At 67.9% G+C, this 23134-nt stretch carries 22 protein-coding genes; 8 read left to right on the top strand and 14 right to left on the bottom strand.

Annotated features, from left to right (window positions below; translation table 11 throughout):
* Nucleotide 1: 1 nt before the first annotated feature.
* The 4 genes from NOW55_RS11695 to NOW55_RS11680 all read right to left on the bottom strand — a co-directional run bounded on the left by NOW55_RS11695 (nucleotide 2) and on the right by NOW55_RS11680 (nucleotide 2825).
* On the bottom strand, nucleotides 2–877 hold the full coding sequence (locus tag NOW55_RS11695) for a succinate dehydrogenase/fumarate reductase iron-sulfur subunit (protein ID WP_256400272.1): 876 nt from the start codon (nucleotides 875–877) through the stop codon (nucleotides 2–4).
* Nucleotides 874–1245, bottom strand: a complete 372-nt coding sequence (locus tag NOW55_RS11690) for a succinate dehydrogenase/fumarate reductase transmembrane subunit (RefSeq protein WP_256400271.1) — start codon at nucleotides 1243–1245, stop codon at nucleotides 874–876. Before NOW55_RS11690 ends, NOW55_RS11695 begins: the two co-directional genes overlap by 4 nt.
* A gap of 1 nt (nucleotide 1246) precedes the next feature.
* Complete coding sequence (gene sdhC / locus NOW55_RS11685; RefSeq protein ID WP_256400270.1) at nucleotides 1247–1684, bottom strand: succinate dehydrogenase, cytochrome b556 subunit; 438 nt, start codon at nucleotides 1682–1684, stop codon at nucleotides 1247–1249.
* 97 nt (nucleotides 1685–1781) lie between these two features.
* Complete coding sequence (locus tag NOW55_RS11680) at nucleotides 1782–2825, bottom strand: succinylglutamate desuccinylase/aspartoacylase family protein (RefSeq protein ID WP_256400269.1); 1044 nt, start codon at nucleotides 2823–2825, stop codon at nucleotides 1782–1784.
* A gap of 197 nt (nucleotides 2826–3022) precedes the next feature.
* Between NOW55_RS11680 and NOW55_RS11675 the strand changes: the two genes are divergently transcribed.
* Complete coding sequence (locus tag NOW55_RS11675; protein WP_256400268.1) at nucleotides 3023–3775, top strand: GNAT family N-acetyltransferase; 753 nt, start codon at nucleotides 3023–3025, stop codon at nucleotides 3773–3775.
* Nucleotides 3776–3856: 81 nt separating this feature from the next.
* A complete protein-coding gene (locus tag NOW55_RS11670; protein WP_256400267.1) occupies nucleotides 3857–5215 on the top strand; it encodes a RimK family alpha-L-glutamate ligase in 1359 nt (452 codons plus the stop codon).
* Here NOW55_RS11670 and NOW55_RS11665 read toward each other — a convergent pair whose 3' ends face one another.
* From NOW55_RS11665 to NOW55_RS11640, 6 genes are all read right to left on the bottom strand, one after another.
* Entirely contained in the window at nucleotides 5216–5827 is a 612-nt protein-coding gene (locus NOW55_RS11665) for a DUF7344 domain-containing protein (protein ID WP_256400266.1), read from the bottom strand. It abuts the gene before it with no gap.
* Between the two features lie 210 nt (nucleotides 5828–6037).
* Nucleotides 6038–6370: an AzlD domain-containing protein gene (locus tag NOW55_RS11660; protein ID WP_256400265.1), complete on the bottom strand. Its 333-nt coding sequence runs from the start codon at nucleotides 6368–6370 to the stop codon at nucleotides 6038–6040.
* On the bottom strand, nucleotides 6367–7044 hold the full coding sequence (locus tag NOW55_RS11655) for an AzlC family ABC transporter permease (protein ID WP_303648749.1): 678 nt from the start codon (nucleotides 7042–7044) through the stop codon (nucleotides 6367–6369). The genes NOW55_RS11660 and NOW55_RS11655 overlap by 4 nt, the downstream gene beginning before the upstream one ends.
* Nucleotides 7045–7233: 189 nt before the next feature.
* On the bottom strand, nucleotides 7234–7506 hold the full coding sequence (locus NOW55_RS11650) for a DUF7513 family protein (RefSeq protein ID WP_256400263.1): 273 nt from the start codon (nucleotides 7504–7506) through the stop codon (nucleotides 7234–7236).
* A complete protein-coding gene (locus NOW55_RS11645; RefSeq protein ID WP_256400262.1) occupies nucleotides 7503–9041 on the bottom strand; it encodes a Na+/H+ antiporter NhaC family protein in 1539 nt (512 codons plus the stop codon). The genes NOW55_RS11650 and NOW55_RS11645 overlap by 4 nt, the downstream gene beginning before the upstream one ends.
* 289 nt (nucleotides 9042–9330) lie before the next feature.
* Nucleotides 9331–9906 (bottom strand): DNA-3-methyladenine glycosylase family protein, encoded by a 576-nt coding sequence (locus NOW55_RS11640; RefSeq protein ID WP_256400261.1) that lies wholly within the window; start codon nucleotides 9904–9906, stop codon nucleotides 9331–9333.
* A gap of 244 nt (nucleotides 9907–10150) precedes the next feature.
* Between NOW55_RS11640 and NOW55_RS11635 the strand changes: the two genes are divergently transcribed.
* Nucleotides 10151–10855: a class I SAM-dependent methyltransferase gene (locus tag NOW55_RS11635; RefSeq protein WP_256400260.1), complete on the top strand. Its 705-nt coding sequence runs from the start codon at nucleotides 10151–10153 to the stop codon at nucleotides 10853–10855.
* Nucleotides 10856–11137: 282 nt separating this feature from the next.
* Here NOW55_RS11635 and NOW55_RS11630 read toward each other — a convergent pair whose 3' ends face one another.
* Complete coding sequence (locus tag NOW55_RS11630) at nucleotides 11138–12289, bottom strand: acyl-CoA dehydrogenase family protein (RefSeq protein WP_256400259.1); 1152 nt, start codon at nucleotides 12287–12289, stop codon at nucleotides 11138–11140.
* Nucleotides 12290–12405: 116 nt separating this feature from the next.
* Between NOW55_RS11630 and NOW55_RS11625 the strand changes: the two genes are divergently transcribed.
* The 3 genes from NOW55_RS11625 (at nucleotide 12406) to NOW55_RS11615 (ending at nucleotide 15988) form a co-directional block, all read left to right on the top strand.
* Entirely contained in the window at nucleotides 12406–14391 is a 1986-nt protein-coding gene (locus NOW55_RS11625) for a 3-hydroxyacyl-CoA dehydrogenase/enoyl-CoA hydratase family protein (protein ID WP_256400258.1), read from the top strand.
* Nucleotides 14392–14520: 129 nt separating this feature from the next.
* Nucleotides 14521–15249 carry a DICT sensory domain-containing protein gene (locus NOW55_RS11620; RefSeq protein ID WP_256400257.1) on the top strand — a complete coding sequence of 243 codons (729 nt, stop codon included), beginning with the start codon at nucleotides 14521–14523 and terminating at the stop codon, nucleotides 15247–15249.
* Between the two features lie 133 nt (nucleotides 15250–15382).
* Nucleotides 15383–15988, top strand: coding sequence for a HalX domain-containing protein (locus NOW55_RS11615; RefSeq protein WP_256400256.1), 606 nt, complete (start codon nucleotides 15383–15385; stop codon nucleotides 15986–15988).
* Here the strand turns inward: NOW55_RS11615 and NOW55_RS11610 are convergent, their stop codons facing one another.
* The 3 genes from NOW55_RS11610 to NOW55_RS11600 form a co-directional block, all read right to left on the bottom strand.
* Nucleotides 15989–18028 (bottom strand): hybrid sensor histidine kinase/response regulator, encoded by a 2040-nt coding sequence (locus NOW55_RS11610; RefSeq protein WP_256400255.1) that lies wholly within the window; start codon nucleotides 18026–18028, stop codon nucleotides 15989–15991.
* A gap of 154 nt (nucleotides 18029–18182) precedes the next feature.
* On the bottom strand, nucleotides 18183–19331 hold the full coding sequence (locus NOW55_RS11605; RefSeq protein WP_256400254.1) for an acyl-CoA dehydrogenase family protein: 1149 nt from the start codon (nucleotides 19329–19331) through the stop codon (nucleotides 18183–18185).
* 106 nt (nucleotides 19332–19437) lie between these two features.
* On the bottom strand, nucleotides 19438–20931 hold the full coding sequence (locus tag NOW55_RS11600) for a hypothetical protein (RefSeq protein ID WP_256400253.1): 1494 nt from the start codon (nucleotides 20929–20931) through the stop codon (nucleotides 19438–19440).
* 95 nt (nucleotides 20932–21026) lie between these two features.
* On the opposite strand from NOW55_RS11600, the gene NOW55_RS11595 reads away from it, so the two are divergent.
* Both NOW55_RS11595 and NOW55_RS11590 read left to right on the top strand, forming a co-directional pair.
* Nucleotides 21027–22286 carry a zinc-ribbon domain-containing protein gene (locus NOW55_RS11595; RefSeq protein ID WP_256400252.1) on the top strand — a complete coding sequence of 420 codons (1260 nt, stop codon included), beginning with the start codon at nucleotides 21027–21029 and terminating at the stop codon, nucleotides 22284–22286.
* Between the two features lie 82 nt (nucleotides 22287–22368).
* Nucleotides 22369–23070, top strand: coding sequence for a hypothetical protein (locus NOW55_RS11590; protein ID WP_256400251.1), 702 nt, complete (start codon nucleotides 22369–22371; stop codon nucleotides 23068–23070).
* Nucleotides 23071–23134: the final 64 nt, after the last annotated feature.

Raw genomic sequence — 23134 nt, 5'->3', positions numbered from 1 at the left:
ATTACCAGAACTTGAGGTTGTTCTTGACCGCCTCGCGCTTGAGCTCCTGGATGTGCTCGGTGAGGGGGATGTCCTTCGGGCAGACTTCGGTGCAGGAGAACTGGGTCTGACAGCGCCAGACGCCGTGTTCCTGTTCGAGGATGCGGAGCCGGTGCTCCTTCAGCTCCTCCTCGTCCTCCCGCTCGTCCATGTAGAACCGGTAGGCCTTGTTGATGGCCGCCGGTCCGAGGTACTCGTTGTCGCCCGCGGCGATGTTGCACGAGGACATGCAGGCACCGCACCAGATGCAGCGCGTGGACATCTTGATCTTCTCCCGGTTCTCCCGGCTCTGTCGCTGCTCCTCCTTGGGGACGTCCTCGGACTGGAAGTACGGCTCGACCGCGTGCATCTGGTCGTAGAAGTGCTCCATGTCGACGACGAGGTCCTTCACCACGTCCTGGTGCGGGAGCGGCTCGATGCGGACCGGCTCCGCCATCTCGGAGAGCTGGGTCTTGCAGCAGAGTCGCTGTCGACCGTTGACGAACATCGCGTCGGAGCCACAGACCGCCTGCCGGCAGGAGTGTCTGAACGTCAGCGACGAGTCGTAGTGGTCGCGGGCGTACATCAGCGCGTCGAGGACGGTCATCCCCTTCGTGTACGGGACGTAGAAGTCGTCGAAGCGGGGTTCCTGCTTGTCCTCGACCTCGGGGTCGTACCGGAACACCTTGAGGTGGACCGACTCCTCGGCCGCCCGGAGCTCCGCCTCAGCCTTCTTCTCGGCGTCGCGGTACTCCCGCTTGGCCGCCTTCTCGGCCATCCGGCGCTCCTGGTGGGACTCGCCGGCCGGTTCCGCCTCGGTCTCTGTCTCGGTCTCGGATTCGGGAACTTGCGTACTCATGCTAGAAACCCGTTCATGTACAGCGCGACTCGCGTACCCTGTGCGACGAGCAGCAGACCGGCGAGCCCGAGGATGACCTTGACGGCCGTCTTGGGCGTGCCGGAGATGCCCTGGTTGACCAGCGCGTTGTAGACGCCGTTGACCCCGTGGAACGTCGCCGTCACGAGGAACAGCCACATCGTCGCGAAGTAGCCGACGTCCTGCATCCGCGTCTGCGTGCCCATGAGCGTGATCTCGAAGGCGTGGTGGTAGAAGTGGAGCAGGAAGAAGTGGAACGCCAGCACGACGACGAGGAACGCCGCCGTCACGCGCTGGAGCAGCCACATGCGTCCGCCGCGTTCGAAGGAGGTGGGTGCGCCTGCCGACATCTCAGCTCCCCCCGATTCCCGCCATGAACGTCGGGACGCTCGCGACGATGATGGCGCCGGTCAGCACGAGCGACGCGTAGAACGTCTTGTCCTGCGATTCCAGCCCGATACCGAGGTCGACCAGCAGCAGGCGGATGCCGTTCAGGATGTGGAAGACGGCGACCGCGAGCAGCCCGACCTCGAGCAGCCGGACGACGAACGTGCTCTCGAGCAAGGTCAGCGTGTTCGTGTACACGTCGACCGTCTCGCCTGCGCTGTTGGTCACCGTCCCTCCCTGCTGTGCCGAGATCGCCGTACTCAACACGGCGATGTGGGTGAACAGGTACCCGATGAGAACCCATCCCGTGAACTTGTGGAATATCCACGCCCACATGCCGGCCGAGAACTCCTTCCAGCGACTGAAGTCCTCGACGAGGCCACGATTGTAAGACTGGCTCATGCTCTCTGTGGGAGGGTTGGACCGTGGGGGTATAGAAGTTACTTCTTTCGCGGCCCCTGCCGGAAGTCGCTCCGGAGGGGTCGGCGCGACAGTCCAGTCAGGACCGACCGACCGGTGGCGACTGCTCGCGCTCGACCGCCCGCAGGGTCTTCTGGTCGAGCTCGACGAGGTGACAGAGCGGGTTCCCCGGGTAGACGACCGGGTTCTCCAGCACGCCGACGAGGACGCCGGTAAAGGGTGCGTCGACGGACGTGTTGTCGGTCTTGAACGGGCTGGTGATGGTGCAGATGCTGTCGCCCTCGTGGACGAGCGAGCCGCACTCGTAGTGCATGTCGACCATCCCACCGACGTCCGCCCGGAGCCACGTCTTCTCGTCGTTCTCCTGGATGATGGTGCGCCAGCCCGGCCAGCGGACCGCCTCCGTGTCGAGCATCCCGTACTCCGCGAGGACGCTCATCACGCCGTCCAGTGCGTTGTCGATGAACTCGCGCTGGAAGCGGTGTGCCTCGCCCATCTCGACGGTGATCGTCGGCGTCCCGGCCTCCGAGGCCTCCCGGCGGAGCGAGCCGCTGGGGCCCTCGCTCGAGATGATGACGTTCGAGGCGAACGCGCGTGCGACCCGGTTCGCGCCGCTGTGACCGGTGTCAGCGCGTACGTGGAGCATGTTCGTCCGGCCACGTGTCGAGGTGTGGAAGTCGATGCCGAAGTCACAGGGCTCGACGAAGTTCGTGAAGATGCGATGCGCCATCCGCTTCGCACTCGTCGACTCCTCGTGCCCGGGGAACGACCGGTTCAGGTCGCGGTCGTAGATGGGAAGATAGCGCTGCTGGGCGAGGAAGCCGGGAACGTTGAGTACGGGCATGCAGACGAGACAGCCGTGGAGGTCGTCGAGCGGCCACTCGTGGGCGACCTCGCGGACCACCTCGATACCGTTGAGCTCGTCCCCGTGGGCCGCCGCGGAGAGGAAGCCGGTCGGTCCGGGGTGCTTGCCGTTGAGTATCGTGACCGGGATGCGGACCGGGTCGCCGAGATACGTCTCGCTGATGCCGTATCTGATGTTCGCGGTCTCCCCGGGGTCGACGCGCCCACCGTTGTAGGTGAAGGGCTCGTTGTCCTCCGAGGGAACCGTGTCCGATGCCATACCTCATCTGCGACGCTCACGGCATAAGAGTGTGTGCGTCCGTCCCCGTCGCCGTCAGGTCGGTGGTATCTCCGGGTGTGGGCTCTCTACGCCGAAAACTACAGACGGGCGGACCACCGCGGCGTGAAAGTGGACGAACGGCCACTCGCTGTCGCCATTGGCGGAGTATTATGTCAGTTCCGACCCAAGGGGCATGTATGCAGATCCGGGATGCAACCGCCGACGACTTCGAGGCGCTGCGGGCCGTCGCAGCGGCGTCGCTCCACGACTCCTACCACCACATGCTCGACCCGAAGACCATCGACGTGGCCCTGGAGGAGTGGTACGCGGCCGACCTGCTCGCCGAGCAGCTCGCGGACGACGAGGCCGTCCTCCTCGTCGCCGAGGACGACGCCGGTATCGTCGCCTTCTCCCAGAGCGAGATCGTGGGGAAGACCCCGTCCGACGGCCGGATACTCTGGCTCCACGTCCACCCGGACCATCGGGGCCACGGCTACGGGTCGCGGCTGCTGACCGAGACGAAGGAGGCTCTCGTCGAACACGGCGCACAGCAGATATCCGGCGCGGTGCTGGACGGGAACCGGCGCGGCAACGAGTTCTACGCGGCCCACGCCTTCGAGCGCGCCGGCGACCGGACCGTCACCGTGGCCGACGAGACGCTGACGGAGAACATCTTCGTCGCGACCGAGGAGGAACACGTCGAGTGGGAGGCGCTCGACGAGGTCACCGTCGACGACGAGACCGCGTACGTGAACTACGCCGAGGCCCATCGTGGCACCGAGGGCCAGTTCTACGAGGCGTACGTCGACCCCGAGCGTGAACGGCGCTACGGCCTGTACTGCGGGGCGTGCAACTCCTTCGACACCGCGATGGGGACGATGGAGGAGGTCGTCTGCAACAGCTGCGGGAACCGCCGGAAGGCGACTCGCTGGGACGCGGCCTACCTCTGAGACTCGCATCCCCCGTGCGTGACCGGCACAGGGCTGCTCGGAACTGGCAACGTTTTTGATGTGGGGTCGAGTCAATCCGCTATGGGTACATCTTCTCCAGTGACGGTGGGGGTTCTCAGTCTCCACAGCAGCAAGGAATCGAAGGCGATCTGCAACGCGATCGAGGAGTTGGGGCACGAGCCGGAGTGGCTCCGCACCGAGAACACCTCGGTCCGCGTCGGTCCTGACGGGGCCACGCTCAAGCCGGACGTGGACGTCGTCGCGAACCGGATGCTCCTCTCGAACACCGAACAGCCGTGCGAGGAGCTCGGCCTGGCGAACACGATCGCGACGCTGCGACCGATGCTGAACGAGCCGTCGGCGACGCTCCGGGCGACCCACAAGATCGCGAGCGCCGCGGCCCTCGCGGACGAGGGTATCCAGGTCCCCGAGGCACTGATGGCGCTCGACTCGGACGAGCTGAACGCCCACCGGGACGAGTTCGGCGAGGAGGCCGTCTACAAGACCGCCATCGGGACCCACGGCGGCGGCACCTGGAAGGTCGGCCAGGGCGACCCGGTCAACGCGAAGGTCGGGAACCGGTACGCGTTCCTCCAGAAGCTCATCGAGCGCGACGGCGAGCGCCACCGCGACATCCGCGTCTACGTCGTCGGCGACAAGGTCGTCGGGGCGATGTACCGCTACGCGCCGGACAACGACTGGCGGACGAACGTCGCACTGGGTGGCGACGTGCAGGACGCGACCGAGGACCTGCCGACCACGGTCAAGAAGATTGCGAAGCGGGCCGCCTCGGTCGTCGGCCTGGACTACGCGGGCGTCGACATCGTCGAGGGTGACGACGGCTGGTTCGTCCTCGAGGTGAACCCGACGGCCGGTTTCAAGGGCCTGTACAAGGCGACCGAGCGGTCGCCCGCGCCGTACATCGCGAAGCTCGCCATCGAGGAGGCCGGCGGCGAGGTCGACGACGAGCGCGTCCGCGAGCTCTCCGCGACGCTCGACGACTCGATGCCGGCGTGTACGCCCATCAAGTCGAAGACGACGAGCGACGAGCCGCTCGTCGTCGGCTACACCGAGGAGGTCGTCGTCTCCGGCACCTCCGGCTCGAAGACGGTCATCGCGAAGTCCGACACGGGCGCGACGCGGACGAGCATCGACACCCGGCTGGCGGCCGACGTCGGTGCCGGCCCGATCAAGTCCGTGATGCGCGTCAAATCCGGCAGCCTGAAGCAGGGAAAGTCCCGGCCCGTCGTCGATCTCGTGGTCGGCGTGGGCGGCCAGCAGCACACCGTCACGGCGAGCGTCGAGGACCGCTCGCACATGGACTACCCCATCCTCCTCGGCCGCGACATCCTCGGGAACTACCAGGTGGACGTGTCCAAGCGCGTCGACGCCGGGAGCGACAGCGAGGACCGCGAGGAAGAGGAGGAGACCCTCGAGTAGCTACCGTTCGAGCTCCTCGCCAGCGGGTAGCGGGTCCAGTTCTTCCCCGTACGTCTGTGCGACACCGGTCACGGTGACCGCGAGTGCGAGCGCCGCCGCGACACCGAGCCCCGGCCCGACCGTCGCCGGGCCGATGCCGGTCGCGAGGACGCCGCTGACGCCGAGGCCTGCGAGGCCGATGCCGAGGGAGTACCGTCCCCAGGGATGTGTGTCACCAGCGTCGTCGCCGGCCTCGACGTCCAGATACACGGCCAGTCCATCGCACGTGTCGCTGAGTCGGAGGGCCCCCTGCGAGGAGTCGTACTCGACGAGCCCGAGGTCGTGTAGCTTGGGCAGATGGGTCTGGTGGAGGGCGATGTACACCCGTTTCCGCTCGTCGGAGGTCACCTGCTCGACGGGTTTGTCGGTCTCCTGCGCAGCGATGTGACGGGCGACCTCCCCCTTCGTGGTCTCCCCGTCCTCCTGTCGGAGCAGGTACCGCAGCGTCTCCCGGCGTCGGTCGTTCGAGAGCGCCTCGAACAGCTCCCCCTTCGACGGGCCGCCGCCGTCCGGTGGTCGATTCGAGTCGGTCGGTGTGGTCTCTGTCGTGGTGGTGTCAGTCGTGGTTCCCATGGTTCCCCATTCCCTGACAGGTGGGAATGACACTTGCCCAAGTTGTGGCCACCACACTTAATACTGTGTCATTTACGAAGGTTCGCCTGCTTCTCCCGATAGCAGGTATATGACGGCCCCTTTCCAGATATCACCATTGGAACCGTTAGAATGGTCAGAATCAGACGATACTGGGGTGACATACGGATATTCGTCGTCCTCGTGGCCTGCTCAGACGACCATCCCGACAAGCCAGAGTGCGCCCATGCCGACCGCGATGGTCGCGAGGACGTTCTCGGTGCGCCAGGCGACAGCCGCGGCGACGACCGCCGCGACGACCTTCGCCGGCTCGGCCTGCAGCGCCAGGCTGGTGTCGAGCGCGACGACCGCCGGTACCACGAGTGCGGCGAGCACCGCCGCCGGGACGAGCTCCAGCGTCCGTTCGACGCGGTTCGGGATATCGTCGACCCGGCCGAACAGCAGGATGAACGAGAGCCGAAGCGCGAGCGTGATGACGCCCACGGCAGCCACGATACCCCAGAGCGTCGTGGCGTCGTAGCTCATGGCTCGCCCTCCGTTTCGCCGGCCGGCTCGTCGTCCGCCCAGTCGGTGAACGTGTCGACGAGGACGCCGACGGTCAGCCCGATCAGCGCGGCGGCGACAAGCCCGAGGTCCAGCGGGAGTGCGGCCGCCGGGATGGCCACGCCCCCCGCGATCACGCCGACCAGCCCGCTGAGGCGGTCCTTCAGGGACGGGACGAGCAGTGCGAGGAACGTCAACGGGACGGCGAACTCCAGCGAGAGGCCCGGCGGGACGCTCCCGCCGATGACGACCCCGACGGCCGTCGACACGACCCAGACCCCCCAGAGGGCGAACGCCGCGCCGAGGTAGTACCAGCGCCGTCGGTGCTTGGACGGCTCGTCGTCGCGGAACGACGTGACGGCGACGGCGTACGACTGGTCGGTCAGCGCGTACGCCGAGAGCCACTTCCACGGCGGCGAGAAGTCACGGAAGTAGGGTGCGATGGACGCGCTGTACATCAGGTAGCGGAGGTTGACGACGGCCGCGGTCGCGACGACGACCGCGACCGGGGCCCCGTCACCCACGAGCTCGATGAGCGCGAGCTGGGACGCGCCGGCGAAGACCAGGACCGACATCGCGACCGTCTGCACGGCATCGAATCCGGCCTCGATCGCGCTGATACCGGTGATGAGCCCGAACGGGACGACTCCGAGCATGAACGGGCCGATGGCGCGGGCTCCCTCGGCCGCGTCGCTCCGGACGCTCACTCGCGCGACACCTCGCCAGCACGACGGACGCCTGTCATCGTCGGGGCGACGCAACCGAGGCCAATAGGTGGTTCGCTCGCGGGTAGCTTCGCCGTCTCCTCCCGCCGGTTCGTCGGTTAACGGGCGGGCAGTCGCCGACTACAGTCCGCGCCCCTCGATGACGTCGACGAGGGTCGCACTGCCGGAGTGGCTCGACTCGTCGAACGCCTCGACGCGGACCAGGACCCGCTCGTCGACGAGTGCGCTCGGGTCGTCGACGCCCGACACGGCGAGCCGCGAGTCGCCGATCCGGAGCACCGCGTCGCCGTCCTGGACCCCGCTGACGAACGCGGTCACCTCCTGCCCGGGAGTGAACGACGGGGTTCGCGTCCGGAAGCCGATGCCGGCGAACACGGACGAGAGGACGCTCATACGCGCTCCACCTCCGCGGATTGGCGGTCGTGGACGTATTCGCGGCCGTAGCCGGTCCACGCCGCGAAGACGAACACCGCCACGAGGAACCAGCCGTGGAAGACGTACGGCCAGACGGTGACCGGGTTGACCACCATCGCCTCGGTGAACCAGGGGACGCTCTCGGTCAGGCTCGTCATCGCGCCGTAGCCCGCGAGCAGGCCGCCACCCCACGGGAAGATGTAGCCGAGGGCAGAGGTGTTCGCGTCGAGGATGTTGGCGCGCCGGTAGCCGTTCAGGTTGAACCGCCCACCCAGCCGCGCGATGTACGGAGCGATGGCGATCTCGGCCGCGGTGTTGATGGTGATCATCCCGTTGACCAGCGCCGTCCCCAGAACCATCGTCAGCTCCGCACGGCGGACAGTCGTCGCGACGGAGCCGATGAGGAAGTCGAGGATGGCCTCGAAGCCGCCGCCGCGGATCATGATCTCCGCGGCCGCGACGATGAGCAGCGTCAGGACGATGAGCGGGAAGAACCCGACCGCACCGTCGTAGAGCGCCCCACCGACGGCGACGGACTCGTCGGGCCCGGCGATCCGGACGATGGGGAGCCACGCGAACTCGGACGCGAGGCTCGTCTCGGCGGGCGCGACGAACACGACGATGTCCGCCAGCGAGGAGAGCCCGAGGGCGAGGTTCGCCACGACGGCGGTCAGGAGCCCCCAGGAGACGGCCTCGACGATGTGACGGCCCCGTATCGCCGTCACGATGACGACGCCCATCGAGACCAGATGGACGAGGCCAGCCACGTTCGCCTGCTCTGCGAGACTCGTCCCCGCACCGGTTACCTCGATGCCGGACATCGACAGGCCGGCGAGGACGTACGCCGCGAACGCGAACACCGCCGCGACGAGCGCGTACTTCAGCCGCGAGGAGACGACACCCCCGATGTCGGCGTCCTGGGTGACCGCGCTCACGATGGTCGTGTCCGAGACCGGCGCGAGGTTGTCGCCGAACACCGCACCGGAGAGGATGGCGGCGAAGAGCAGCGTCGGGTTCGCCCCGAGCAGGAGACCCGCGGGGAAGACGACGGTCGTGAACGTGATCGCGGTGCCGTAGCCGGTCCCGATACCGGTCGCGAGCAGCGCGGCGAGCACGAACGTCAGCGCCGGGAAGAGGTCGCCCGCGACACCGGTGACGTCGGCGGCCCAGACGAGGCCGTTCACGAACTGGCCCGCCCGGAGCACGTTCGCGAACATGCCCGCCCAGAGCCAGGCGACGACCGCGGTCGCCGCCACGCGCTGTGTCATCCCGTCGAAGATGGTGTCCGCGTAGTCCTTCCACGAGCCCCTCACCAGGAACAGCCCGGCGATGAGGCCGACGAGCATCCCGACGACCAGTCCTTGCGTGTCGCCGACACCGAGGACGCCGCTCTGGAAGATTGCCCAGGCGACGAACACGGCGAGCGGGACCGCGCTCGCGGCACGCCCACCGTAGAACTCCAGGTCGGGTGGGTCCGATGCATCGGCAGGTTCGGCCGACTCCGTCTCTACCATTGGGCGAGGGGTCAGTCGCGCACTCGTTAAAACTGCGCGAATTATCCCGAGACCGTCCCGCTCGCTGTCGTGTGAACCGGTCTCACCGGCTCAGTTCGCCTCGTCCGTGGTGAAAGTGCCACTTGCGCCTCCCAAGCCGAGTGAAAGGAGAACGAGTGGTCCGCGGTTCTGTGCTACGGTGGACGTGTGGACGGCCTAATTTTACCGACGGTGGCGGGAGAACTACGCTCTCCCCGGGGACAGCGGTGAACTTGCCCGTCGTTTCTACCGGTCTGCCGATGGGGTTCGCTCAGTCTACGGTCCGCCAGAGGTAGAGCGACGCGTACGAACGATACGGCCGCCACCGCTCGGCGGTCTCGACCATCTCGCCGCGGGTCAGTTCGTCGCCGTAGAGCGCGCACATACCGTTCCGGATGCCGAGGTCCTCGACCGGGAACACGTCGGGGCGAGCGAGACTGAACATGAGCTGCATCTTGGCGGTCCAGACGCCGATTCCCTTGATGTCGGTGAGTTCGTCGACGACGGCCTCGTTGGACAGTTCGTCGAAGTACGCGGCCGTGAAGCCGTGCTCCTCGAACGCCGTGGCGACGTTTCGGACGTACCCTACCTTCTGCCCGGAGAGCCCGGCGTCGCGCAGCGTCGACTCATCGGCGGCGAGGATGGCCGCCGGCGTTATCTCGACCGCGTCGTACAGGCGCTCCCTGATGGCGGTCGCCGCCGACGTGGAGACCTGCTGGCTGACGATGGACCGGACCAGCCGCTCGAACAGGTCGTCGGCCGGCTCCAGTTCGAGCGCACCGTGCTCCTCGACGACGGTACCCAGCTCGGGGTCGGTTCGGAGGTGGTCGTACGCGTCCTGACTCATCTGTGTACCGGACCCCAGGACCCGGACGGGGATAAGCGGTCCACTCCACTCCCGAAACGACTAAGTGCCCGGCGGGAGAATATGTAAGCAAGGAGTAAGCTAAACAATTTTGGCAACTTTTATGGAGTAGCGGCAGCTATCCCTCAATCCCGGCAAGAAGCCCGACAGGCCGGCAATACGCCACGTCAGCGAACAGCGACGCCGAGTGACAACGACGGAAAACAGACGAAGACCGACAATAACGATGACAGAGACACACCAGCAGACCATCGACTGGGACGAGTTCTGGCGCACCGCGGACACGGACGACCACGAGAGCGCGACTCCGAGCGCACACCACGTGAGGGAGGCGCTCGCCGACCTCATCACCGAAACGGGCGGTATCGACTCCGTCGCGGACGTCGGCTGCGGTCCGGGCGTCGTCACGTTCGACCTCGCGGAACGGTACCCCGACGCGGACGTCGTCGGCTACGACGCAGCCGAGGCCATCCTCGACGAGAACCGCGAACGTGCCACGGGAGAGGGGCTCGAGAACGTCAGCTTCGAGCGCACGGTCCTCCCCGAGTTCGACCCCGGCCGCCAGTTCGACCTCGTCCTGTGCTACGGCACCCTCGCCTACGTGACCGAGTCCGAGCAGGCCCTCCAGAACATGTACGACGCGGTCGCACCCGGCGGCCACCTCGTGCTCGGGTACGTGAACGAGTTCGGCGCGGCCCAGTTCCGCGCCCAGCACGCCGAACTCGAGGAGAGCGACGACCCGCGGCGCGACCCCGGCGAGTACGGGGAGCGCTTCGGCCTCGTGATGGCTGAGGAGAGCACGCTCTCGTTCGACGCCATCCGCAACGCCGTCGGCACCTGGCCCCGCAGCATCTGGGCGGTCGCCGAGAAGCCCGAGAAGCGGTGGGCCTGGGGCCACGTCCCGCTCGTCTACGTGCCGAAGCCGGAGTAGCAGCTGTGCGGCAACGACCGACCAACCACCCGGTGACACGACCCTCCACGGCCGCTCCACGAACCCGAGCCGACACAGAAAGGAGGTGAACGTCCGCGCGAGCGAAGCGGGCTCACGGGCCTCCGAGGGCTCCGGCCCGTTCGCCAACGAGGCGACTGCGTCGCCTCGCTTTGCGCGGTTCACCGGGCGCGAACGCAGTGAGCGCCCGGCCTTTTTGGCCGAGCTTTTTCGAGGAGTGGTCGCGAGCGCAGCGAGCGACCCAACGAAGAAAAAGGTCGTCGCCTAGTAGCCCTTCCCGAGCAGCTCGCGGGCGATGATGTTCTTCTGTATCTCGGTGGTGCCCTCGTAGATCTGGGTGATCTTGGCGTCGCGGTAGAACCGCTCGACGGGGAAGTCGTTGACGTAGCCGGCACCGCCGTGGATCTGGACGGCCTCGTTGGCGACGTCGACGGCGACGCGGGAGGCGTACTCCTTGGCCATGGAGGCGAGCTTGGTGATGTCCTCGCCCTGGTCGACGTTCCAGGCGGCCTTGTAGGTCAGCATCCGGGCGGCCTCGGTGCGGGTGTGCATGTCGGCGAGCTTGTGCTGGATGGCCTGGAAGTCCGAGATGGGCCGGTCGAACTGCTCGCGCTCCTGGGCGTACGAGAGCGCGGCCTCGTTCGCGCCCTTGGCGATGCCGACGCCCTGTGCGGCGACGGCGGTGCGGGTCTCGTCGAAGAACTGCATCTGCTGGAGGAAGCCCATGCCGCGGGTGCCGATGAGGTTCTCTTCGGGGACGCGCACGTCGTTGAGGATGAGCTCGGCGGTGTCCGACGAACGGATGCCGAGCTTGCCGGTGATCTTCTCGGCCTCGAAGCCGTCGCGGTCTGCCTCGACGACGATCTGGCTGAAGCCGTTGTAGCGGCCCTCGGCGTCGGGGTCGGTCTGGCAGAGGACGACGTAGTAGTCGCCGATGGAGCCGTTGGTGATCCACATCTTGGTGCCGTTGATGACCCACTCGTCGCCGTCCTTCTCGGCCTGCGTGGAGACGGAGGAGACGTCGGAGCCGGTGTCGGGTTCCGAGATGGCCGCGCCCATGATGGCCTCACCCTCGGGGATGGGCGAGAGGAAGCGCTCCTTCTGCTCCTCGGTCCCGAACTCCATGATGGCGTCCGCGCCGAAGGACGCGGAGGTGAGACAGAGGCCGATGCCGGGGTCGACCGCGAACAGCTCCTCGGTGATGAGCGCGGATTCGAGGTTGCCGTAGTCGGCTCCGCCGTAGTCGAACGGGATGTGGGCACCGAGCAGCCCGGCGTCGGCGGCCTTCTCCATGACCTCCCACGGGTACTTCTCCTCGACGTCGTACTCCTGTGCGACCGGCTTCACTTCGTTCTCGGCGAAGCGAGCGACCTCCTCCTTGATCTGTTTCTGCTCGTCTGACAGCGCGAAATCCATAGTAAACCATTAACGCATTGTTCGTTAAAAAGGTATGTACCCGGTTCTAAACTGGCAAGGAGTTTTCGTGTTCGCTAAGGGAAACCTTGAAACGGGTTCCAATTGAGTTGTGGCCCATGGAGCTGGAAGAAATCAACACCGTCGCAGTTCTCGGTGCGGGCAACATGGGACACGGTATCGCCGAAGTCGCAGCACTCGCGGGCTACGATGTGAACATGCGGGACATCAAGGACGAGTTCGTCCAGGGCGGCTACGACAAGATCGAGTGGTCGCTCGGCAAGCTCGCCGACAGCGAGCAGATCGGCGAGGACGAGGCCGACGCCGCCCTCGACCGCGTCACGCCGCTCGTCGACCTCGAGGAGACCGTCGCCGACGCCGACGTGGTCATCGAGGCCGTCCCCGAGAAGATGGATATCAAGGAGGACACGTGGACGGACGTCGAGGAGTACGCCCCCGACCGGGCCGTCTTCACGACGAACACGTCCTCGCTCTCCATCACCGACCTCTCCGAGTTCACCGACCGGCCGGAGCGCTTCTGTGGGATGCACTTCTTCAACCCGCCGATCCGGATGGACCTCGTGGAGGTCATCTCCGGCGAGCACACCGACACCGAGACGCTGGACATCGTCGAGGACCTCGCCGAGGACTTCGGCAAGACGCCGGTCCGCGTCCGCAAGGACGTCCCCGGCTTCATCGTGAACCGCGTCCTCGTCCCGCTGATGAACGAGGCCGCGTGGCTCGTCGACGAGGGCGTCGCCACCATCGAGGAGGTCGACGCGACGACGAAGTTCGACATCGGCCTGCCGATGGGGAGCTTCGAGCTGTCGGACTACGTCGGCATCGACGTCGGCTACCACGTCCTCGACTACATGCACGAGGTCGCGGGCGACCGCTACGAGCCCGCGCCGATGATGGTCGAGAAGGTCGAGAACGAGGAGTTCGGCCAGAAGTCCGGGACGGGCTTCTACGACTACGAGGACGGTGACGGCGCGGACGTTCCGATGGACGACGACCTGTTCAGCGAGACGGTCAAGGAGCGTCTCCTCGCGGTGCTCGCGAACGAGGTCGCCTACCTCGTCGGCGACGACGTCGCCTCGCCCGAGGAGATCGACACCGCCGTCAAGCTCGGCGGGCGCTGGCCGAAGGGGCCGGCGAAGTTCGCCGACGAGTACGGCGTCGCGAAGCTCGCCGACGCACTGGACGAGGCGTACGAGGCGTCCGGCCACCCGCGCTACGAGGCGTTCGACTACCTCGCGACGGTCGCCGAGGAGGGCGGTTTCTACGACCAGGACGAGGGCGATGCGGAGGGCGCACCCGACTTCGACACGCTCGAGGTCAGCTACCCCGGCGACATGGTCGGCCAGATCGAGCTCTCACGGCCCCAGCAGATGAACTCCATCAGCCTCGAACTCATCGAGGAGCTGGACGCCGCCATCGACCTCATGGACGAGGACGACGACGTTCGCGCCATCCTGCTCACCGGCGCTGGCTCGAAGGCGTTCTCCGCGGGCGCGGACTTCATGAGCATCGCCGGCGGCGGCGCGGACCCGTTCAACGCCGTCGAACTCTCGAAGTACGGCCAGGAGACCTTCGGCCGTCTGGAGGAGGTCGAGATGCCCGTCGTCGCGGCCATCGACGGCTACTGTCTCGGTGGCGGCATGGAGCTCGCGACCTGTGCCGACGTGCGCGTCGCGACGACGCGCTCCGAGTTCGGCCAGCCCGAGTTCAACCTCGGTCTCATCCCCGGCTGGGGCGGTACGCAGCGTCTCCAGCGCATCGTCGGCATGGGTCGTGCGAAGGAGATCATCCTCACCGCCGAGCGCTTCGAGGCGGAGGCGATGGCGGACTACGGCTTCGTGAACGAGGTGTACGACCCCGACGAGTTCGCGGACGCGGCCGTCGAGTACGCCGAGAAGCTCGCCGGTGGCCCGCCGCTCGCCCAGCGGTTCACCAAGCGCGCGATGCTGAAGGGCTGGGACGACGTCGAGGCCGGCCTCGAGGTCGAGTCGCTCGGCTTCGGTCACGTCGTCGCCAGCGAGGACGTCCACGAGGGCATCAACGCCTTCTTCGGCGACGACGACCCCGAGTTCGAGGGCAAGTAACGACACCAACTGCGGCGGCCACGTCCGGCTGCGACGGCGAATTTTTCGTCCCGATTCCAAGCCGACAGCGTGCACACGGGCCACGCTTCGAGGGGCAAACCTCAAATCCTCCCGTACGCGAGTAAGGGTGTGACACTCCTCGACATCGTCGACCGGGTCCGGTCGAGCGAGAAGACGCTGACGCTGTTCAACCTGCCGGCAGCGTCGTCGCTGGACACCGAACTCGCGTCGTTCGTCGAGGACATGAACGTCCGTGTCGACGTCGACGAGACGGTCGCCGACGCACCGACGTTCGCAACGCTGACCGCGCCCGACGAGTTCTACACCGCCGTCACCGGCGACGAACTGCGGGCACTCCTGGACGGCCCGACGCCGGGGCGCGACGGGCTCGGTATCGACGACGCCGACCACGCCGACCTGCTCTCGCCGCTGAAGGAGACGACGTTCACGTCCTACGACACCGGCCGGATGATGGACGTGACCCGCGAGATAGAGGACCGCGCGTTCCGGCATGCGACCGGCGAGCTCCACGTCGGGTTCCAGCAGCTCTCGCGCTTCTCCGGCCAGGCCGACGTGTACCGTCGCCTCGCGACGACCGACCTCGAGATACACATCTACGGGTCGCCGGACGCGAGCGTCGACGTCGACGGCCTGCACGTCCACGCGAACGACAACGAGGAGCTCCGGCTCACCTGGTTCGTCGCCTTCGACGGCGGTGACACGCCCGAGGGGAAGTGTGCGCTCATCGCTCGCGAGGGTGAGATAGAGGGATTCTACGGCTGCTGGACGTACGACCCGGACGTCGTCGACCGTGTCGTCGAGTATCTCTCGGGACGGTACGACCGCGTCGCCCCGTAGTCCCACTGGACACGTTCATCTCGGGTAGATGTGACAGGGAGAACCCGCCGACTGTTGTTATCTCCGCGATATTGTATCAGAAGCAAGAAACGTGGGCGCGGCATTTATGAACCATAGACACCATTGGCCGAACGTGGCAGAAAACGACGGTCAAGGGGCTGGCGACACATCTGGTGGCCTCGAGGTGCTCGTCGTCGACGACGAGTCACGACTGGCGGATCTCTTCGCCGCGTGGCTCCAGGCGGACTACAACGTCGAGGCGGCCTACGACGGCGAGTCAGCGCTGGATTTGATGGAGGACTCTGTCGAGATCGTACTGCTCGACAGGCGGATGCCCGGTCTCTCGGGCGACGAGGTGCTGGACCGTATCCGCGAGGACGGCTACGACTGTCGCGTCGTGATGGTCACCGCCGTCGACCCCGATTTCGACATCATCGAGATGGGCTTCGACGACTACCTCGTCAAGCCGGTCTCGAAGGACGAGCTCCTCGAGGTCGTCGAGAGCGTCACCGGCCGGTCCGAGTACGAGACCGACATCCAGGAGTACTACGCCCTCGTCTCGAAGAAGTCCCTCCTCGAGTCCGAGAAGTCCGAACGTGAGCTCGAAGACAACGAGGAGTACAGGGAGCTCTGCGAGCGCGTGGACGAACTCCGGGAGCGCGTCGACCAGACCGTCTCCGGGATGCAGGACCACGACGATTTCGTCGGCGCGTTCCAGGACCTCCCCGGCGGCAGCTGATCACGGTGACTCCACGTTCGAGAACTCGAACCTCGCCCCACCGGACTCGCTCTCGACGACTCGCGTCGTCCAGCCGTGCGCACTCGCAACTTCTCTGACGACCCACAGTCCGATACCGAGACCTTCGTCCGACGTGGAGAAGTCCGAGTCGAACGCGTTCTCTCGCACCTCTTCGGGCATCCCCTCGCCGTCGTCGGCGACGTAGAACCCGACCATCGTCGGCGTCTCCGCCTCGACGTGTTCGACGCCGGTACCACCCTCCTCCGGGAACTGGAACCCACCGGTGTCGACGGTGTGCTCGGGCTCCTCGTACAACAGCCCGACCTCGACGGTCACGTCGTCGCCGCCGTGCTCGATGGCGTTCCGGAACAGGTTCTCGAACGCCCGGAGGAGCCGTGAGCGGTCCGCCTCGACCCGGCCGGAGCACTCGACGGTGAGCGTCGCCGCGGGCGTCTCGACGTTGGTCCAGGCCTCGCGGACCAGCGATTCCAGCTCCATCGACTCGGTCTCGGTCACCGTCTGGCCCTGCCTGGCGATGGCGAGCACGTCGGCGACGATGTCCTCCATCCGTTCGAGGCCGTCGGCGACGTGTTCGAGCGAGGCCCCGACGTCCTCCGAGGCGCTCTCCATCGCCAGCTCGAGATAGCCCTGCGAGACGCCGAGCGGGTTCCGGAGGTCGTGGCTGACGATGCTCGCGAACGCGTCGAGGCGCTCGTTCTGGCGCTGGAGCTCGCGTTCGCGCTGCTTCCGTTCGGTGATGTCGCGCATGACGCCGACGGTGCCGCGGAACTCGTCGTCGTCGTCGTAGGGCAGCAGCGCGAACTGGACCTCGCAGGGATAGCTACGACCCTCTTTCGTGTGGACGGTCACCTCCGCGGTCTCGCCCTCCATCCGGTCCCTGGCGACCATCTCACGGATGCGCTCCGCACCGCGCTCGACATCCGCCGGATCGAGGACGATGGAGATGTGCTCGCCGAGCAGGCCCTCCCGGCTGTAGCCGGTCATCGACCGCATCGCGTTGTTGACGGTCATGAAGTGGCCGTCGGCGTCCAGGGCGTACATCCCGTCGCCGACGGTCTCGACGAGCCGTTCGTACCGTCTGAGCACGCGCTCCTGCTGGTCGATGCGCCCCCGGATGGCGATGGTGTCGAGGACGTGCGAGACGCTCCCGGCGATCTCCCAGAGGGCGCTGACCTCCATCTCGGAGAACCCGCCGGGGTCGTCGGAGTAGACGCCGAGGACGCCGTAGAGCTCGTCGTCGGAGTACAGCGGTGCGACGACGACGGCGTTGCAGTCGCGTTCGGTCGCCGCCGAGCGCCAGGGGACGGCCGCCAGGTGCGCGTCGATGTCGTTGACGACCTGGGGTTCGCGGGTCCGCAGCGCGCGCTCGATGACGGTCTGCTGGCCGCCGCCGCGGCCGACCGGGAAGGTGACGCTCACCGGCCAGTCGTCGGTCGCGCTCGCTGACACCCACGGGACGACCTGTCCCTCGCGCTTGTCGTACTCGCCGATCCACGCGAACGTGTAGCGGCCGCCGAGTGTGAGCTGCTCGCAGACGGCCTGTTCGATGTCCATCGGCGACGAGGCGTCGACGAGTGCCCGTTTCACGTCGCGGACGAGGTCCTCTGGGCGGCTCCCGCCGGGCGGGGCGGCGTCGGTCGGGTTGCGGACGACCGAGTTGGCGACCCAGGCGGCGAAGGCGTCGTCGGAGCCGGCGTCGCCGACGCCGTCGATGAAGTCGACGACCTCCATCACGGCCGCGCCGCTGCCGCGTTCGGCCTCGTACTCGGTGAGCACGAGCAGCGGGATGTCGGGGTGGCGTTCGCGGGTCGCCTGGAGCACCGCCGGGGCGGCGTCGATGGTCGCCATGTCGCTGACGATGCAGTCGAGGTCACCGTCGGCGAGGTGTTCGATGACGCCGGTGAAGCCGGCGGCGGTCAGGACCTCGACGTTCGGGTAGGACCACTGCAGCGGCGCGGCGAGACTGGCGCGCAACTGCGCGTCGTTGCTGATGATGAGAACCCGTTTCGTGGCCGTCATTGTGTGGAGTCCTGCTCCCGACCGGGCGCGTCTCGCCGTGGGTGACCGGTCGCGATTCGGTTGAGCTTCTGTTTCGGTGTCGCGATAAAGACGCTTGTGGTTGTCTCCCCCGGTCAGGCCCAGGGGGAGTCGCCGAACGCGAGCGGTTGCCGGGCTACGCCTGCCGGTAGATGAGGTTGCGCTGGATGGCGTTCGCCCCCTCGTAGATGACCGGAATACGAACGTCGCGGTACACCCGTGCGATGCGGCGCTCGTCGAGCACGGAGCGACCGCCGTGGAGCTGCATCCCCAGCTCGGCGTTCTGGGTGGCGGTCTCGGTCGCCTTCGTCTTCGCCATCGCGGCCCAGTAGCCCGGGTTCTGCCCGTCCTGGACCTTCCCGCAGGCACGCCAGACGAGCGACCGGGCGGACTCGAACTCGAGCAGCATGTCGGCGAGGTCGTGCTGGACCGACTGGAAGTCCGCGATGGTGCGCCCGAACTGCTCGCGGTCGTGGACGAACTCCCAGGCCTCCTCGATGGCGGCGGCCGCCAGCCCGAGGCCGTGGCCCGCGACGACGATGCGGCCGTGGTTGAAGAAGTCCGCGAGCATCATGAAGCCGTTCCCCTCGTGGCCGACGAGGTTCTCCGCCGGGATGCGCGCACCGTCGAAGGTGATGTGGGCCTGCTTCGACGCACGGAAGCCCATCTTCTCGGGGATGTGCTCGGCCTCGTAGCCGTCGATGTCCGTGGGGACGATGAAGACGGAGTGGTTGCCGTAGCGGTTGTCCTCGTCGTCGCCGGTGCGGGCGTAGACGGTGATCCAGTCCCCCTCGACGCCGTTGCCGATCCAGTACTTCTCGCCGTCGAGGACGTACTCGTCGCCCTCTTTCGTCGCCGTCGTCTCCATCCCGGCGAGGTCGCTGCCGGTGTCGGGCTCCGAGACCGCCAGCCCCGATATCTGGTCGCCCTCCGCCACGGGACGGAGGTACTCCTCCTTCTGGTCCTCGTCGCCGTACTCGTAGATTATCTCGCAGCCGAAGCTGGCGAGCTGGAGCGTCAGCGCGATGCCCGCGTCCGCCCTGTAGAACTCCTCGGCCATCGCGAGTATCTCCGAGAGCGCGAGCCCTCGACCCCCGTACTCCTCGGGGATGTCCTGGGCGACCAGCCCGGCCTCCTGGCCGGCTTCGAGTATCTCCCACGGGTACTCGCCGCGCTGGAAGCACTCCCTGGCGTTCGGCTCGATGTGCTCGGCCGCGAACTCGCGCGCTTCGGCCTTGATGCCGTGGGCCTCCTCCGGAACGAGGCTGTCCTCCAAGAGCTCCATGCCTCGGCTTCGGTCCGGATACCCAAATACGGTGTGGCGACGGCGGGTGTGCGGCTTCCGGGGCCCCGCTGCGGGCTGTCGAGCGGTCCGTGGCCGTCGTGGGAACTCAGCCGGACTCCATCTCGACGCGGTAGCCGCTCCCCCGGAAGGCGAACACGATTCCGCCGCCCGGGACCGTCGGCAGCACCAGGTTCGCCGCCCCGGTGGCGAACCGTTCGCGGCGGACCTCGGGCGTCCGGAGCTCGACCCGACGGAGGTCGCCGTCGTCGTCGAGGTAGGCCAGCGTGTCCCGGAGCACCTCGAACTGGAGCACCTGCGACAGGACGAGCGACCGGTCCGGCAGGGCTGCGGTGCGCTCGACGGTCACGACGGCGTTCGAGGGGCCGGAGTCCCCGGTGGCGAGGACCTGTAGCCGGTCCCCGACGCGGTCCGTCGACTCGACCATGCCAGACGGCGCGAGGTCGGGCGCATCCCCGACGAGGTCGACGAGCGCGGCGAACACGTCGGTTCCAGTCCGTCGATTCCCGCTCCAGACCGCCACGCGTGGGTAGACGACCGCGTAGCGCCCCGGCACCAGTCCGCCGACCGTCGCGGGGTCGCCGTAGTCGAGGCGTGGCAGCCTGCCGAGGCCGAGCGTCGTCGGGTCCCGCTGGCCGGGTCTGACGACCGTCTCATCGTCCTCGACGGCGGTCGCGAGCGGCGCGACGATATTCCAGTCGTCCTCGTGCTGGTGGAGGAGCGCCCACGTCTCGTCGTGGACCAGCGAGCCCGGCCCGTAGTTGTGCAGCGTCGCCCGGAGTCGCCCGTTCGTGAGCCCGACCTGCTCGGCGCTCGGTTCGAGGTAGCGGGTCGTGTCGGCATCGGACTCGTGGAACCAGCGAACGACACCGTCGTTCGCCGCGAGTGCGGGCGTCGACGGGTCCTCGAACTGCGAGTCCTGCGGTGCCGTCCCACGCCACGGGAACACCGAGAGCCCGAGCGTCCAGCCGCCGTCACCGACGACCTCGTACTGCCCCGTCGGGAGGCAGACGTCCGCGCCGCGCATCACGACCACGCCGTAGCGGCCGCCGACGGTCGCCCCGGGCGGGATGGTCACCGACCGGGTGGTGTCCTCGGCTTCGACGACGGACTGCGAGCGGGTCTTCCAGCAGGCGTTCCAGAGTCGCACGCCATCGGTCGGCTCGGGGCGGGGCGCGGGGACGAGGTAGAGCGGGAAATCGCCGCCGCGGAGCCGGTACGTGGAGACGGGCGGCGTCGCCCCGAACTCGACCGTCCGGTCGGCCTCGGAGACGTTCCGGAGCCCGACCCAGAGCAGTGCCGGATGCGACTCGGTCGCCGCGCCGACGAAGCCGGCCTCCAGCGCGAGTCCGTCGGGAACGCCCATGGCTCGGAGCGAGACGAGCCGGTGGTCGGGACCGACCTCGGTCCCGGTGGTCGGGGTGGGCGCGACGCTCGGCTCCCGGAACGGTGATTCGGTCGCCGTCGGCGTGGCAGTCTCGACGTCCAGTGGCGGCCGCGTCGTCCGCCCGTCGTCTGTGAGGCCGTTACAACCGGCGATGGAGGCGGTGGCGAGGGTGGAGAGCAGGGCACGGCGGCGCATCGTTCCCACGTACGGAGTGCAGGATGAAAGGCGTTGAGTTCGTCCGTCTGCGCAGGAACTTATTTGCCTCCCCCAGCCGAACGTGTCAACATCCAATGAGTCGTGACGGTGGTGCCGACGCGACGGAGTGTCCATCCTGTGGCACGCGGGCGGACGCCGGGGACCGGTTCTGTTCGGCCTGTGGGACGGCGCTCGCCGCCGACAGAGGCGGCGAGTCGGCCGGGGCGACGGCCCCCGCTGGGCCACACGCTGCGTCCGGCGACAGCCCGGCTGACGGGGAGGCCGACGACGACGAACAGTCCCCCGAGTCGCCGGAGATGGTGTGGGCGACCGACCCGGACCCGCGGGAGACAGCCCCATCCAGACCCGCATCGACGGGCACCGACGAGGGAGCCACACCGCCGGCCGACGCCGGCGCGCAGGCCGAGGACGGGGACGACACCGGCCGGGCCGATGCCACCGACACCGACGAGGCGAGCCTGGAGCCGTGGCAGAAGCACTGTCCAGAGTGCGGTGCCGTGCTCGTCGTACAGGCGGTCCGGTGTACCGGCTGTGGCGCGCACCAGCCGGACGGAGACGGTGTCGGCACCGACGCGGACGGACGGGAGCAACCGGCGCGCGAGCACGGCGCAGCCGACACCGGCTCGGACGGCCCGGAGTCGCCCCAGCGACGGCGCGAGGCTGGCGAGAGCCACTATCGTGAGCGGCCTCGACGCGACCGACGGGACGAGTCGCGTGACCGCCGCCAGCGTCGGGAGCCGCCACGGGAGGGCCGTGACCGAACGACCGGGGCCGGTGGCGGCGAGGTCCAGTACGAACGCGAGCGACGGACCGAACCGGAACGACGGGCCGAACCCGGTGGTTCCGAGCGCGAACCACCGCGCGAGGCCGCTGGCGGCTACCGTGAACGCCGCCGACGTGAGCGACCATCCCGTGAACGGTCGGTCCCGGACCGCGACCGGAGCGAGCGCCTGGCGGAGCGGCAGGCCGCCCGCCGGGCCGACGCGGAGACGCCGTACGAACCGGCCGTCCCGAGCAGTCGCTGGTGGCTCGGCGTCCTCGTCCCCGCGGCCCTGACGGTCCTCGGTGCCGCCATCGGAATCGCGGCCGACCCGACCGCCATCGCGGCCGGAACGGTGCCGTGGATCGGCGACGGCGGCGGCCTGCTCGAACTCGGGGTGGTGCTGACGCCGACGCTCGCCCCCTTCGCCCTCTACTTCGACCGGCGATACGTCGCCCACGAGACCGGTCGCACGCCATCGGCCGCGTACTACCTCCTCGCGGTGCCGTACCTGAACCTCGTCGTCACCGGGCTCTACCTCTGGTGGCGACAGCAGTGGCTCGCTGAGGCGTGAGCGACGGAGCGGTCACGAGCCGGCCACCAGTCGGCGAGAAGAACTATACATCCGTTTGACAAGATTGACCCATGGTGGGATCATGACAGCTGTCTCGACAGCGGACGGGATCAAGTACGGGTTCAAACTGATGGGGTACCAGCTGCTCGTGACGGTCGTCGGTGGCGGTATCGCACTCGTCGGTTTCTTCCTCACGAGTGCCTTCGGTATCGCGGCCGTCGACAACGGGTCGACCGGCGGCGGCCTGCTCGCGGTTCTCATCGGGGGCGTGTTCGTCCTCGCTGGCGTCGCGGTCTGGCTCGCCGGGATGGCCGGGACGACGTACAAGGTCGTCGCCGACGCCGTCGAGGCCGGGACCGAGAGCGCATCCATCGGACGCGCTGGAGCGACCACGCCGGGCACCCCCCAGCGCGCCTCGGGAATGGAGACCCGAACGGGACGGAGCAGTGACCCCACCGGAGGACCTTCGAAACGTACGTCGTCGAGCGACCCCTCGTCGAAGGGGCGCTCGGCGAAGGGGCGTTCGGCGAAGGGGCGCTCGGCGAGTGGACAGTCGGACCGGTCGGCGTCGAACTCCGGGTCCACGGGCGGCGATACCCGTTCGAGAACGGGGTCGTCGGTCGAGACGGCCCGTCGGAGCGCCGATGACGACCGGTCTCGAAGCGGTTCCTCCGGCAGCGGGTCACGAGACGGGAGCTCCGGCGACCGCGCCCGGAACGAGTCGTCCGGTGACCGTGAGGAGTCCTCGCGTCGCGGCGGGAGCAGCCGTCGCGGCAGCGAGTAGCGGCCATCGTTCGAACGCGGACTCCACCCCGTGGCTGGCCGGGAGGGCCATGCTTTTGTCCGAC

This window comes from Haloarchaeobius litoreus (assembly GCF_024495425.1).
Lineage (GTDB): Archaea > Halobacteriota > Halobacteria > Halobacteriales > Natrialbaceae > Haloarchaeobius > Haloarchaeobius litoreus.
Note: the sequence above shows the minus strand (reverse complement) of the source record. Positions and strands in the feature narration are given on the sequence as shown.

Bases quoted from the DNA above. Each gene is read 5' to 3' on its own strand.
- NOW55_RS11695 (WP_256400272.1), bottom strand. From the start codon at position 877: ATGAGTACGCAAGTTCCCGAATCCGAGACCGAGACAGAGACCGAGGCG.
- NOW55_RS11690 (WP_256400271.1), bottom strand. From the start codon at position 1,245: ATGTCGGCAGGCGCACCCACCTCCTTCGAACGCGGCGGACGCATGTGG.
- sdhC (WP_256400270.1), bottom strand. From the start codon at position 1,684: ATGAGCCAGTCTTACAATCGTGGCCTCGTCGAGGACTTCAGTCGCTGG.
- NOW55_RS11680 (WP_256400269.1), bottom strand. From the start codon at position 2,825: ATGGCATCGGACACGGTTCCCTCGGAGGACAACGAGCCCTTCACCTAC.
- NOW55_RS11675 (WP_256400268.1), top strand. From the start codon at position 3,023: ATGCAGATCCGGGATGCAACCGCCGACGACTTCGAGGCGCTGCGGGCC.
- NOW55_RS11670 (WP_256400267.1), top strand. From the start codon at position 3,857: ATGGGTACATCTTCTCCAGTGACGGTGGGGGTTCTCAGTCTCCACAGC.
- NOW55_RS11665 (WP_256400266.1), bottom strand. From the start codon at position 5,827: ATGGGAACCACGACTGACACCACCACGACAGAGACCACACCGACCGAC.
- NOW55_RS11660 (WP_256400265.1), bottom strand. From the start codon at position 6,370: ATGAGCTACGACGCCACGACGCTCTGGGGTATCGTGGCTGCCGTGGGC.
- NOW55_RS11655 (WP_303648749.1), bottom strand. From the start codon at position 7,044: ATGCTCGGAGTCGTCCCGTTCGGGCTCATCACCGGTATCAGCGCGATC.
- NOW55_RS11650 (WP_256400263.1), bottom strand. From the start codon at position 7,506: ATGAGCGTCCTCTCGTCCGTGTTCGCCGGCATCGGCTTCCGGACGCGA.
- NOW55_RS11645 (WP_256400262.1), bottom strand. From the start codon at position 9,041: ATGGTAGAGACGGAGTCGGCCGAACCTGCCGATGCATCGGACCCACCC.
- NOW55_RS11640 (WP_256400261.1), bottom strand. From the start codon at position 9,906: ATGAGTCAGGACGCGTACGACCACCTCCGAACCGACCCCGAGCTGGGT.
- NOW55_RS11635 (WP_256400260.1), top strand. From the start codon at position 10,151: ATGACAGAGACACACCAGCAGACCATCGACTGGGACGAGTTCTGGCGC.
- NOW55_RS11630 (WP_256400259.1), bottom strand. From the start codon at position 12,289: ATGGATTTCGCGCTGTCAGACGAGCAGAAACAGATCAAGGAGGAGGTC.
- NOW55_RS11625 (WP_256400258.1), top strand. From the start codon at position 12,406: ATGGAGCTGGAAGAAATCAACACCGTCGCAGTTCTCGGTGCGGGCAAC.
- NOW55_RS11610 (WP_256400255.1), bottom strand. From the start codon at position 18,028: ATGACGGCCACGAAACGGGTTCTCATCATCAGCAACGACGCGCAGTTG.
- NOW55_RS11605 (WP_256400254.1), bottom strand. From the start codon at position 19,331: ATGGAGCTCTTGGAGGACAGCCTCGTTCCGGAGGAGGCCCACGGCATC.
- NOW55_RS11600 (WP_256400253.1), bottom strand. From the start codon at position 20,931: ATGCGCCGCCGTGCCCTGCTCTCCACCCTCGCCACCGCCTCCATCGCC.
- NOW55_RS11595 (WP_256400252.1), top strand. From the start codon at position 21,027: ATGAGTCGTGACGGTGGTGCCGACGCGACGGAGTGTCCATCCTGTGGC.
- NOW55_RS11590 (WP_256400251.1), top strand. From the start codon at position 22,369: ATGACAGCTGTCTCGACAGCGGACGGGATCAAGTACGGGTTCAAACTG.